This is a genomic window from Streptomyces sp. NBC_00464, assembly GCF_036013915.1.
In the GTDB taxonomy this organism is placed as follows: domain Bacteria; phylum Actinomycetota; class Actinomycetes; order Streptomycetales; family Streptomycetaceae; genus Streptomyces.
The window spans coordinates 8,181,862-8,194,917 of sequence record NZ_CP107899.1; the positions used below are offsets into that span (position 1 = coordinate 8,181,862).

General features: G+C 69.4%; 6 protein-coding genes. 5 read left to right on the plus strand and 1 reads right to left on the minus strand.

The features are described from left to right. Positions 1 to 371: 371 nt before the first annotated feature. Together OG912_RS36675 and OG912_RS36680 are read left to right on the plus strand one after the other, a co-directional pair. Positions 372 to 1,817 (plus strand): RICIN domain-containing protein, encoded by a 1,446-nt coding sequence (locus tag OG912_RS36675; protein ID WP_327713110.1) that lies wholly within the window; start codon positions 372 to 374, stop codon positions 1,815 to 1,817. A gap of 345 nt (positions 1,818 to 2,162) precedes the next feature. Beyond that, positions 2,163 to 4,505, plus strand: a complete 2,343-nt coding sequence (locus tag OG912_RS36680) for an RICIN domain-containing protein (RefSeq protein ID WP_327713111.1) — start codon at positions 2,163 to 2,165, stop codon at positions 4,503 to 4,505. 65 nt (positions 4,506 to 4,570) lie between these two features. Here the strand turns inward: OG912_RS36680 and OG912_RS36685 are convergent, their stop codons facing one another. Then, the gene (locus OG912_RS36685) at positions 4,571 to 6,319 is read right to left on the minus strand and encodes a glycoside hydrolase family 35 protein (protein ID WP_327713112.1); all 1,749 of its coding nucleotides are present in this window, start codon (positions 6,317 to 6,319) and stop codon (positions 4,571 to 4,573) included. 428 nt (positions 6,320 to 6,747) lie between these two features. Between OG912_RS36685 and OG912_RS36690 the strand changes: the two genes are divergently transcribed. From OG912_RS36690 to OG912_RS36700, 3 genes are all read left to right on the plus strand, one after another. Next, on the plus strand, positions 6,748 to 9,537 hold the full coding sequence (locus OG912_RS36690) for a glycosyl hydrolase family 28-related protein (protein ID WP_327713113.1): 2,790 nt from the start codon (positions 6,748 to 6,750) through the stop codon (positions 9,535 to 9,537). A 259-nt stretch (positions 9,538 to 9,796) separates the two neighbouring features. Further along, positions 9,797 to 12,550, plus strand: a complete 2,754-nt coding sequence (locus OG912_RS36695) for a beta-galactosidase (RefSeq protein ID WP_327713114.1) — start codon at positions 9,797 to 9,799, stop codon at positions 12,548 to 12,550. Positions 12,551 to 12,589: 39 nt separating this feature from the next. After that, positions 12,590 to 12,775, plus strand: coding sequence for a hypothetical protein (locus OG912_RS36700; RefSeq protein WP_327713115.1), 186 nt, complete (start codon positions 12,590 to 12,592; stop codon positions 12,773 to 12,775). Positions 12,776 to 13,056 lie beyond the last annotated feature (281 nt).

The window sequence follows — 13,056 nt, forward strand, 5'->3', positions numbered from 1 at the left end:
GCGTGCGTGAGCGGGGTGCTCTCGTCGCCTTCTCCGCCACAGTCGACCGCCTTCTCTTGAGGCCCGGCGCGGGTGCCCACATGGTGTGCTCCCGCGCTGCAATGTTGACGCAAACACGCCGCCCGGTCAAAAACCTGGTCCGTCTCTGCCTGACTCCTTGACAGTATCCCGCAGCCCTCACACACTTCCGGAAACATCGTGTTTACGAAAACATTGCGTAGACCCGGTGATCGTTACGGTCCGGATCGGCCGGCCACATCTCCCCATCGGCCGGTCCTTCAGATGCCCCCACGCTCCGGGCCCCACGCGGTCCGTGGTCCTGCTGTCCGCGCGGAGCGCCCGGTCCGACGAACACCACGAGGTATCGCGACATGCGACTCAAGATCTCCGGAAGGGCGGCTCTGTTCTCCGCCCTTGCCGCACTTCTCCTCTCCTTGCTCACCTCCGTGGGCACCGCCCACGCCGCCGCGGTGACCATCGCCAACGGGACGCAGTTCACGGGATCCGACAACAGTCCCGTGCACGCCCACGGCGGTGGCGTACTCAAGGTCGGCGCGTACTACTACTGGTTCGGCGAGAACCGCAACGCCGACAACACCTTCCGGTACGTCTCCGCCTACCGCTCCACCGACCTGAAGACCTGGGAGTTCCGCAACAACGTCCTGACCGAGGCTTCGGACCCGGAACTGGACTATGCCAACATCGAGCGCCCAAAAGTCGTCTACAACAGCTCCACCCGGCAGTTCGTGATGTGGATGCACAAGGAGAACGGCTCCGACTACGGCGAGGCGCGAGCCGCGGTCGCCGTGTCCTCCACGGTGGACGGTGACTACACCTGGCGGGGCAGTTTCCGGCCGCTGGGCCACATGTCCCGGGACATCACGACCTTCGTCGACACCGACGGCACCGGCTACATGATCTCGGCAGCCAACGAGAACGCGGACCTGCACGTGTACCGGCTGACCGCGGACTACACGGCGGTCGAGTCCCAGGTCCAGAAGCTCTGGGCGGGGCAGTCGCGTGAGGCCCCCGCCATGTTCGAGCGCGACGGCGTCTACTTCCTCCTCACCTCCGGTGCCACCGGCTGGTCCCCGAACCAGCAGAAGTACGCCACCGCCACCAGCATCACCGGCTCGTGGAGCGACCTGAAGGACGTGGGCGACCCCACGGCCTACCGGAGCCAGACCGCGTATGTCCTGCCGGTCCAGGGCACCCAGGGCACCGGGTACCTCTACATGGGGGACCGCTGGGGCAACGCCATGGGCGGCACGGTCTCCGACTCCCAGTACGTCTGGCTGCCGCTGACGTTCCCCAGCAGCACCAGCATGACGATGGACTACTCGCCGCAGGTCACCGTCGACACCGCCGCCGGGACCGTGGCCGGTATGAACGTCGCCTGGGAGACGCTGACCGCGCACCAGAGCGGCAAGTGCGCCGATGTGTCGAACTACGACTCGGCGGACGGCGCCCAGCTGATTCAGTGGGGGTGCGGCGCAGGCGTCAACCAGGACTTCTGGATCAAGAACCTGGGAACCGGCTACGTCCAGATCATGGCCCGGCACAGCGGGAAGTGTCTCGACATCGCCGGTGCGTCGACCGCGGACGGGGCGTGGGCGGTGCAGAACACCTGCAACGGTTCCGCCTCCCAGCAGTGGAAGGCGCGGACGACGGACGTGGCCGGCTCCGTCGAACTCGTCGCCCGGCACAGCGGAAAGTGCCTCGACGTCGTGAACCAGTCCAGGGCCGACGGCACCGCTCTTGACCAGTGGACCTGCAACTCGGGCGACAACCAGAAGTGGGAGCGCGCGGCGGCCTGATCGCCCGTGCCCGCAGCGCCGCCGGTCCCGCTGTACCGTCCGCTGCCGGACCGGCGGCGAACGGGCCACCGCACCGGGCCGCCCGTGCCACACCAGAGCCACCCGTGCCACACCCGGGCCGCCTGGCCTCCGGCCGGGAGGCCCGGGATCCGCGGAAGGCCCGGGTGGCACGCGCAGGGTCCCGGTGGCCCTGCCCCTTCCCCCCACCGCTCAGCCTCCGAGCCTCTCAAGGAGCACTTCGTGTTTCCCACCCGCACCCGATCGGATCCCTCAAGGCTCCGGTTCGGTTCCCCCCGCACGCCCCGAAGGGCCACCGCCGCTCTGGGCGCTGCCACGGCCCTCGCCGTGACCGCGCTCACGGCCGCCGGGCCCGTGCCCGTCCCGGCGATCGCAGCGGAGCCGCCGACCGCGGCGCTCACGATCCGCCTCGACCCCAGCTACCAGCACCCGTCCTTCGAGGGCTGGGGCACCGCGCTGGCCTGGTTCGCCCGTGTCACCGGCGGATGGCCCGACGCCCAGCGCAAACGCCTCGCGGACGATCTCTATGGCGCGGACGGTCTCGGCTTCACCGTCGCCCGCTACAACATCGGTGGTGGCGACAGCCCCGAGACCACCCCCTACATGCGGCCCGGCGCGGACGTGCCCGGCTACTGGAGCCGGCCCGGACCGGAGTCCCCCGACTGGTGGGACCCGGACCGGGCGGACCACTGGAACGCCTCCGCCGACGCGAACCAGCAGTGGTGGCTCTCGGCGGCGAAGGCCCGCGGCGCCACCACCTTCGAGGCGTTCTCCAACTCCGCCCCGTACTTCATGACCAACAGCCAACTGGCCTCCGGCGCGGCCAACGGCTGGGAGGACAACCTCCGCTCCGACCAGTACGACCGCTTCGCCGGCTACCTGACCGGCTCGCTCCAGCGGGCCCAGTCCGCCACCGGCGTCACCTTCGACTCCATCTCACCGGTCAACGAGCCCGACACCGACTACTGGCATGCCGGCGGCCGCCAGGAGGGTTCGCACTGGGACCCGGCCTCCCAGGCGCGCATGATCACCACCCTGCGCGCCGCGATGGACGCCAAGGGCGTCACGACTCCGATCGCTTCCATGGACGAGACGAACCCGGAGAAGTTCCGGTCGGACTGGGAGGCATACGCTCCCGCCGTCCGATCCACGGTGGACCGGCTCAACACGCACACGTACGGGACGAACGGCCGCACCGGGGTGCGGGACATCGCCAAGGGGGAGGCCACACCGCTGTGGATGTCCGAGGTGGACGTCGGCGGCAGTGTCCCGCAGAGCTTCACATCCATGAGTCCCGCGCTCGACCTCGCCCAGCGCATCAACGACGACGTGCGCGAGCTGGAGCCGCGCGCCTGGGTCCTGTGGCAGGCGGTCGAGGACTACGAGAACATGACGCCGGCCCACGAGAACTCCAACTGGGGACTGATCCAGACGGACTTCACCCCCGACGACGCGGCGACCGAGCCGCTGCGCAAGAACAAGAAGTACTGGGCCATGGCGAACTACAGCCGCTTCGTCCGCCCCGGCGCCCGGATCATGAACACCGACGACCCGCAGACCCTGGCCGCGGTCCGGCCGGACGGCGGCGTGGTCGTCGTCCACACCAACAGCACCGGCGAGGAGCGCGAAGTCACCCTGAACCTGGACGGCTTCACGACCGCCGCCGACGGACCCGTCGAGCGCTGGACGACCGACGCCACGAAGAACCTGCAGCGTGATGCCGATGCGGCCGTGGCGGGCCGCACCCTCAAGGCCGTCGTCGGCCCAGGCTCCGTCACCACGTTCGTACTCCCCACGGTCGGCGGAGTGAACACGACGGCGACGACCGCCCCCACCGGCGCGCCGCGCCAACTGCTCAACGACAACAGCGGCAAGGCCCTCGCCACCGTGAGCGGCGCGAGCAACGTCGTGCAGCGCACCTCCGCCCCGGCCGACAGCGCACAGCAATGGACCTTCACCAAGGTGTCCGCCACCGACTGGGGCAGTTCCGCCGCCTACCGCCTCACCAACGTCGGGACGGGCAAGGCGCTCTCCGTGTCGGACGGGGTCCTGACCGTCGCGTCGCCCGGATCGTCCACGGCGCAGCAATGGATCCGCTCCACCACGGGCGACGGCCACAGCACTCTGATCAACAGCGCCACCGGACAACTGCTGGACGTCACGAACGCCTCGACAGGTGACGGGGCACCCGTCGGCGTCTATCGGCCCACGACCGGCAGCAACCAGTCCTGGTCCCTGCCCGGCGCGGCGCCGGACGACTGGGGCCCGCTCTCCTTCCGGCACAGTTCCCAGTGTCTCGATGTGAGCGGCGCGGCGGCCGGCGACGGTGCGGCCGTCGTCCAGTACGGCTGCACCACCGGCACGAACCAGCAATGGTCGCTGCGCTCCACCGGGGGCGGTTATGCCAACGTCGTCGCCCGCCACAGCGGCAAGTGTCTCGACGTGAGTGACGCGTCCGCATCCGACGGCGCCGAGGTCGTCCAGTACGCCTGCAACGGCGGCCGGAACCAGGAGTGGGCGGTACGCACGACGAGTGACGGGAACCTCACGCTCACGGCCCGGCACAGTGCCAAGTGCCTGGACGTGAACGGCGGTTCCGTGACAGCCGGAGCGTCGGTCGTTCAGCGGACCTGCGACGGTGCGGTGAGCCAGCAGCTGCGGCAGGGCTGACACGAGAGGAGCCGGGCTCCGGCCGAAGGGTCGGAGCCCGGCTCATTCCGGTCAGCTGCCGGAGGCTACTCATCGGTGGGGCCGAGGTCGGCGTTCTCCCGGAGTCCGACGGTCCGGGCGCGGTGGCAGGCGTGCAGTTCCAGCACGACGATCTCGTTGGTGCCGGGACGCAGGACCGGTGCCGGTACGTACAGGGAGTTCTGCGGGCCGCGCGACCAGAAGCGCCCCAGCGCGAATCCGTTGATCCACACACTGCCCTTCGTCCAGCCGTCGAGGTGGAGGAAGGTGTCCGCGGGTGCGTCGGCCTCGAAGGTGCCCCGGTGGAACGTGGGGCCGGCCGGTACCGTCCCTGCCGTGAAGGGCAGCGCGGTGAGATCGGTCAGGGGCAGTGGCCGACTGGTCCATCCGGTGATGTCGTCACCGTCCAGGAGGACCTTGCCCAGCAGGCCTTTGCGGTCGTGGATGCCCGTCCCGTAGTTGACCCGCCCCTGGTTCTCCACCAGCACGCCGAGGGTGCTGCCGGCGCGGGGAGCGGTGACGGTCAGGGCGTGCTCGTGGCTCTCGCGTTCCAGCACTCCGGCCGGTACCCCGTCCACGAAGAACTGGGCGCGGTCCCTGACCTGCTCCACCTCCAGCAGGGCAGGCCCCGCGGACGGCAGCGTCGTCTCGTACAGAACGAACCCGAAGTCCTGCCCCAACTGCTCCATGGTCAGCGGCCGCGGTGCGTCCACGGCTGTGCCGAGCGTTTCCGCGCACTCCAGCAGGCCGGCACTTTCGGTGAGTACGACGGTCGTCGGCGCCAGCCTGGGGCCGCGCGGAGGGACGGGCTCGGCCGGGACCGGCGCGTACTTGGCGATCACGTCGCGGAAGGCGGTGAACTTCTCGGTCGGGTCGCCGGCCTCGTCGAGCGGAGCGTCGTAGTCGTACGACGTGACGGTGGGGCGGTAGGTGTGCTTGTCGTTGGCGCCGTTGGTGAAACCGAAGTTCGTGCCGCCGTGGAACATGTAGAAGTTGACGGAAGCGCCGGTGGCCAGCAGCTCGTCCAGTTCCCGGGCCGCATTGCCGGCGTCCCGGATCACGTGGCGGGTTCCCCAGCGGTCGAACCAGCCGATCCAGAACTCGGTGCACATCAGCGGGCCCGTCGGCTGCTGGGTGCGCAACTCGGCCATGCTCTGTGCGGAGCGGCTGCCGAAGTTCGCCGTGGCCAGGACACCGGGCAGGCTGCCACGCGCCAGGTCGTCGGGCTGGTCGCAGGTGAACAGCGGCACGTCCACCCCGCAGCGGCGGAGAGAGTCCGCGAGATGCTCCAGATACGCGGTGTCGTCGCCGAACGCCCCGTACTCGTTCTCCACCTGGACGGCCAGCACCGGGCCTCCCCGGGTGGCCAGGTAGGGCCTCAACGGGGTCAGGAGCCGGTCGAAGTAGTCGTCGACAGCGGCGAGGAAACGCGGGTCGCGGGTCCGCAGCCGGATGCCGGGCTCCGCCAGGAGCCAGGACGGCAGGCCGCCCCCTTCCCATTCGGCGCAGATGTACGGGCCGGGCCGGAGCAGTACGCGCAGCCCCTCGGCGGCGGCGAGGTCCATGAACCGGGCTATGTCCAGTCCGTCGTCCGTCCTGAATTCGCCGGGCCGCGGCTGGTGGAGATTCCAGGGCACGTAGGTCTCGACGGTGTTGAGACCCATGAGCCGGGCCTTGCGCAGCCGGTCGGCCCACAGGCCGGGGTGCACGCGGAAGTAGTGCAGCCCGCCGGACAGGAGCCGGAACGGTTCGCCGTCGAGGGTGAAGCCGCCGTCGTCGATCTGAAGAAGGGGCATGTACGAGTGCTCCTGTGCTGAGGTGAGGTGCGCTGTCGCGTGGCCGGGACGAGCCCGTCGACAGACATGTTTACGTGAACACTCGCAGATGGCAAGCTTCCGGGGCTCGATGGGCCGGGAGGTCGGCGAACAAGGGGGAGCGCGGGTGCTCCCGGCCCTGTGGTGAGGGTGGACTCCGGCCGGGCAGGTCTCATGCGCCGAGAGGGCGATTCCACAAGGTGCAACATAACTGCACAGATGTTGACGCCAGTTGAGGGGCGTGCTGCACTGAATCCAACACGCAAGTCGTGTCACGCTCAGGAATGTTTACGCTCCCAGGTGGTGTGCGCACCAGTGGCCGGGACGCCGCTCGGGTCGCGCGTGCCGCAAGGTCCAGTGCTCTCCGACTGGCTGTCAGCTTCCCCCACCAGAGCCGCAGGAGTTCCCCCATGCAGTTCTTTCTCCGTTGGCCCGTGCTCGCGCTGGGCGCGGCTCTGGCGGTCACGGCCACCACACTGCTCGGGCCCCTGCCCGCGGGTGCCGCCCGAGCAGCCGCCGAGACGGTGGTCGAGGTGACTGCGTTCGGCGCCGACCCGACGGGCCGGAGCGACAGTGCCGCCGCAGTCGCCAAGGCCGTGCGGCACGCCGGGACGATCGAGGGTCCGGTACGGATCGTCTTCCCCCACGGCACCTATCAGATCTACCCGGAGCAGGCCGAGGTCCGCGAGCTGTACGTCTCCAACACCGTCGGTGCCGACCAGTCCTACAAGGACAAGCGGATCGGCATCCTTCTTGAGGACATGGACGACGTCACCGTTGACGGCGACGGATCGCATCTCCAGTTCCACGGGCTGATGACCACCTTTGCGGCGATCCGCTCCCAGCGCGTCTCCGTCAGGAACTTCAGCTTCGACTACACCGCCCCGAAGGTGGTCGACGCAACCGTCAGCGAGTCCGGGGTGGCCGACGGCCACGCCTACCGCGTACTGAAGATCCCTGCGGGCAGCGGATTCTCGGTCGGAGACCGGCAGGTGACCTGGCTGGGGGAGACCAGCCCGGCCACCGGCCGGCCGTACTGGTCAGGAGTCAATGGCATGCAGTACACCCAGATCCACGACCCCACGGCGAAGCGGACCTGGCGCGGCTCCAATCCGCTGTTCGACGACGTGGCCTCCATGACCGATCTCGGTGCCCAGAAGCTGCGCATCGACTACAGCACCGGGACAGCGCCGAGTGACCGCGGACTGGTCTACCAGATGCGCCAGACCACGCGGGACACCCCCTCGGCCCTCCTCTGGGAGTCGAAGGACATCACCGTCCAGGACCTGAAGGCCCGCTATCTGCATGGCTTCGGCTTCGTGGGACAGCTCAGCGAGAACGTCACGATCAAGGGCAACGAATTCCGTACGGACCCTGCCTCCGGACGCACCACGGCCGGATTCGCCGACTTCGTGCAGATGTCGGGGGTCAAGGGGCAGGTGACCATCACCGACAACGTGTTCGACGGCGCGCACGACGACGCGATCAACATCCACGGCACCTATCTGGAGGTGACCGGACGGCCCGCGCCCAACGCGCTCACGCTGGAGTACCGGCACAACGAGACGGCCGGATTCCCGCAGTTCCACCCCGGTGACACGGTGGAGATCGTGGACAAGCGCACGATGCTGCCGGTGCCCGGCACAACGGCCGGGGTCGTGTCCGTCGACGGCCCCTCCGGCCAGGACCACGACAAGTCCCTGACCAGCATGACGGTCACCTTCGACCGGACCGTCCCCGACTCGGTCAGCCCCCGGAACTTCGTGGTGGAGAACACCACGTACACCCCGTCGGTCGAGATCAGCGGCAACACCTTCCGCTCCATCCCCACCCGCGGCGTCCTGGTCACCACACGCAGGCCCGTCATCATCGAGGACAACGTCTTCGACGGCATGTCGATGGCCAGCATCTTCATCTCCTCCGACGCCTACCAGTGGTACGAGTCCGGGCCGGTCACCGATGTACTGATCCGCCGCAACACCTTCCAGCGGCCGGCCGGTCCCGTGATCTTCGTCGAGCCGACCAACCAGGCCGTGGATCCCGCACACCCCGTGCACCGCAACATCCGCATCGAGGACAACACCTTCAGGACCGGCGATGTGCGACTGCTCGACGCCAAGAGCGTGGGCGGCATCACGTTCAAGTCGAACGAGGTCTCCCGGCTCGACCGCAACACCTCTTTCGCCGCCGAGGCGAAGAACCTGTGCCCGGCTCCGGGCACCACGACTACAGTGCGTACGGTCACCACGGCCGCGCCGTACTCCACCTCGCTGTTCTCCTACCGCGGCTCCTCCGGGGCCGTCATCAGCGGCAACGACTTCGACAACGGCCTCAACCTGCGAGCCGACCTCGATGCCACCGACCCTGCGCAGGTCACCGGCGACGAGGTCGTGAACGGCGCCGACCACGTGCTGCCGCTGCTGCCGACGACGAGCTACACCAGCAGCAACGCGACCATCGCCGCTGTCGACGCGACCGGAAAGGTCACGGCAGGGTCCACCGGCACGGCCGTCATCACACCCGTCACGCACAGCCAACTCGGGGACACCACAGGTGTGCCGATCAAGCTCACCGTCGGCGCGGACCCCGCCTCGCCCGCCTGCACCAAGCCGCTCGGCCTGAACACCGACGCGTGGTCCGTGGTCCGCGACCTGCCCGATCACCGTGCCGTCCTGCCGGGTGACAACCTCCAGCTCACCCCCGGCGGACGGGGATTCCTGTGGGCGGGCGCCAACAGCGCCCACAACCTCGTCCTCACCGGCACCGGCTCCGGAAACGGCACCGCCACGGTCAGGATGAGCGGCCGCACGCAGCGCGGCTACATGGAAGCCGGCCTCCTCCTCTACCGCGGCGACGACGACTACCTCGCCCTCCAGCGCAAGCACAACGCCGGCAGCCCCACCCTCACTCTCTCCTCGGAACAGGGAGGCCGGGCACAGGAACCGGACCGTGCACCCGACCCCGGCCAGGACGACCTCTGGCTGCGCCTGCAGCGCACCGGCGACAGCGTCACCGCCTCGTACTCCCTCGACGGCACCGGTTTCACCCGCCTCGGCGAACCGGTCGATGCCTCGTGGCTGCAGGATGCGCGCTTCGGTGTGCTCGCCGAGGTGGAGAGCATCTCCGGCTCCGACACCCCGTTCCGCTTCAACGACTTCACCGTCGACGGCACTCCGGTGTCCTTCACCTCCGCGTGGTGAAGCCGCGCCGCACTCGCGCGGCGGCTCTCACCGGCACTCTCACCGGAGCCGGCGGGAAATGCCTCGACGTCACCGACGACGCCACCACGGCAGGCAACACGCTGCGTTTGAGGTCCTGCTACGGCAGCTCCGCCCAGCAGTGGGTCCTGTGCCCCCTCAGCACTCTTCCCGGCACTCCGGCCACGACCGGTCCGCGTACCGGTGGACGAACGGCGCGTGGGACACCCGCATCGACGATGCAACCAGTGAAGGAGCCGACATGGACGCCCCGAAGAGCAATGCGCACAGCGGACCGGCCCGCCGTAGCGTGATCCGGATACTGGGGGCGGGGGCTGTGGCCCTTGCCGTCGGTCCGGTCCTCGGCGGCCTGATCCGCCCCTCACGGGCGTACGCGGCGGACCGTGTGACCGGAGCCCCGATGATCCTCACGAACGTGCACAGCGGCTGTGTGCTCGACGTCTACGGCCGCGCGTCGGACGACGGCGCTGCGATCATCCAGTGGACGGCTACCGGCGTCTCCAACCAGGAATGGACCGCGGTCGACCAGGGCGATGGCTGGGTGACCATCGCCTCGATGAACTCGGGCAAGGTGCTCGATGTGTCGGGCGGCCGGACCGACGACGGCGCGCGGGTTATCCAGTGGAACGACAGCGGCGCCGCCAACCAGCAGTGGAGGCTGGACGACGCCGGGCAGGGCCGGGTGAAGATCGTCGGCAGAGCGAGCGGGAAGCTCCTCTCGGTCGTGGAGTCCGCGACCACCGCCGGCGCCGCGATCGAGATCCGCTCCGACACCGACGACCCGGCGCAGCTCTGGACGGCGACGCCCGCGCCGTACCGCCTGGACGCCACCGTCACCGAGTCGCGGCCCGACACGCCCCTTGCCAACGCCGGTGGCGTCGCGGGCGGGGTCACCTACGGCGTGACGCGCAACGGCTGGTCCCGCGACGGTGTGCCCTGGTACCCGGTGAGCGGTGAGTTCCACTACGTCCGCCATCCCGCCGAACTCTGGGAGCGGGAGCTGGGCAAGATGCGCGCCGCCGGCGTGGGCATCGTGGCCACCTACGTGTTCTGGAACCACCACGAGCAGACCGAAGGCACCTTCGACTGGACGGGACGCAAGGACCTGAGAGCCTTCACGGCTGCCGCTCAGCGGCAGGGCATGATGGTCTGGCTCCGCGTGGGCCCGTTCATCAACGCCGAGGCCACGGACGGTGGAATTCCCTCCTTCGCCCTGCCGGGTTCACGTACCGATGACGCGGGGTACCTGGCCAAGGTCGACGCCTACTTCGCCCGGATCGCCGCTCAGCTCGGTGGGATGTGGGCCAAGGACGGCGGCCCCGTCGTCGGCATCCAGCTCGAGAACGAGTTCGCCAACGGCGACCCGGCACACATCACCACCCTGCGGCAGATGTGCACCGCCCACGGCATGGTGGTGCCCTATTACACGGTCACGGCCAACTCCAGATTCGACAAGGACACCGCGATCCCCCTCCAGGGCGCCTACACCTACCGGGGATGGGAGCGGGGCGCGGGCACCTCGGCCACGTCCGGGTTCATCTACGGCACCGACGAGTGGACCGCCAACACCGACATCGGCGGGGCGACCTACGACACGCTCGACTACCCCCGCGGGTTCTGCGAGCTCGGCACGGGCAGCCCGATGCGCGGGAACGACCGCTTCCTCGTCGAGCGCACCTATGTGGCGGCGCACGCGTACGACAGTGTGGGGCGAGGCGCCAACTACCTGGGCTACTACATGTTCCACGGGGGAACCCAGATGCCGGGCCTGAGCGGAGACTGGCCGCTCACCTACGACTTCCAGGCCCCGCTGGGCGAGTTCGGACAGACCCGGGACTCCTACCGGCACTACCGGCGCCTCCACACGTTCGTCACCACCTGCGCCGAGGAACTCATCAGGACGCGGATCGCCCGTGACCCCGGACAGATCATGGACCCGGCGCAGACCCGCCGGCTGCGCTACATCGGCCGCTTCGACACCAACGGTCGAGGCTTCGCCTTCGTCAACAACACCCAGCGCAACGTCACCCTGCCGGCCCGGTCCGACGTCCAGATCCGCGTGAACACAGCCGGCGGCACGGTCACGTTGCCCGCCAAGCCGCTGACGATGCCGGAGGGCCGCTACAACTTCTTCCCCGTCATGACCGACCTGAACGGCGTCGACCTCCGCTGGGCCACGCTCGAACCGCTGGCGAGGCTCACCGGCGACGACGTCCCCACCTGGGTCTACTGGGCCCCGGACTGGACGGACCGCACACTCGCCCTGGACAGCACCACCGAGATCACCGGCGAACTGGGGACGGTCACCCAGACCTTGACCGGGAACGAGCGCATCGTCACGCTTCCCTCCGGGCAGCGCACCTCGCTGCTGGTGCGCAGGGCCGGTGCCACAGCCCCCTCCGCCAGGATCATCGTGCTCACCGAGACCGAGTCGCTGAGCGCGGTGGTCACTGCGCTCAACGGCCGCGACCGCCTCGTGCTCACCGGCTCGGCGAACGTGACCGGCGTCCAGCCGGCCGTGCGGTTCGGCGGCCCCGCCGGCAGCACCGTCACCGCCGACATCTTCCCCGCCGAAGGCCTGGCCCCGGCCGCGGGGTGGAAGGCGGCTCGGACGGAGAAGCCCTTCACGCGCTACAGCTACCAGCTCCCCAAGGCCCCGGCCGCTCCGCAGCTGACCTCCCTGGGCGCCGGCCGGTGGCGTATCAACAGCGATGCGACGGCTCTCGCCGGCCTGGCCGAGGCCCATCTCGTGCTCGACTACCGGGGCGGCGAAGCGACGCTGACCGGCGCGGGAACCAAGATCACGAACGACCTCTACCACGGTGACACCTGGACGATTGATCTGAAGCGCATCGACGAAGCCGCCCGCGCCGACCTGATCCTGGAGGTCTCCACCTGGGACGACGCGATCCAAGGCGTCCCACGCCCCTCCGGCACCCTTCCCGGTCTGCCCTCATGGACCTGGAAGCCACAGCATGAAGCCACTTGGCGCTGATCCACCTGAGGAGGTGCCTGGGGAGGTGCCTGGGGAGTGATGCTCGCCGTGGGTGCCTCGCTGGGTGCGCTCCCTGCCTCCGCCGTCGGCGCCTACTGGTGTTTCGCCCTCGACGCGGTCTCCTTCTGTGTGTCCGCGGCTCTGGTCCAGCGGGTACGCAAGCCCCGCGGTGAAGCCGGGGCGGGAAGGCGGCGCGGGGCAGCGTGCGGGAAAATCTGCGCGTGACTGCCTCGTTCGCCCGCGAGGACCGCCGCATCGCGGCCCCGCTGCCGGCCAAGCCGGGAACCGCCCCGGGAAACGTGGTACCGGCTCTGTACCCTGCTCTGGGCGCTGCGGTGTTCCACGTGGGCGCTGCCGGAGTGGGTCTCCTGTACGCCGCGCGGGAAGTGGGAGCGCTGATCGGCCCCGTGCTGGGGCGCCGGCTCCTGTCGGGGCGAGAGGGCTGGATCCGCCTGCTCACCCTGGCCGCGACTCTCACGTTCGGCCTCGCCCACGCGGGCTTCTCT

Excerpts from the sequence above, each read along its gene's own strand:
- OG912_RS36700 (WP_327713115.1), top strand. The coding sequence starts at position 12,590 with ATGCTCGCCGTGGGTGCCTCGCTGGGTGCGCTCCCTGCCTCCGCCGTC.
- OG912_RS36675 (WP_327713110.1), top strand. The coding sequence starts at position 372 with ATGCGACTCAAGATCTCCGGAAGGGCGGCTCTGTTCTCCGCCCTTGCC.
- OG912_RS36690 (WP_327713113.1), top strand. The coding sequence starts at position 6,748 with ATGCAGTTCTTTCTCCGTTGGCCCGTGCTCGCGCTGGGCGCGGCTCTG.
- OG912_RS36695 (WP_327713114.1), top strand. The coding sequence starts at position 9,797 with ATGGACGCCCCGAAGAGCAATGCGCACAGCGGACCGGCCCGCCGTAGC.
- OG912_RS36685 (WP_327713112.1), bottom strand. The coding sequence starts at position 6,319 with ATGCCCCTTCTTCAGATCGACGACGGCGGCTTCACCCTCGACGGCGAA.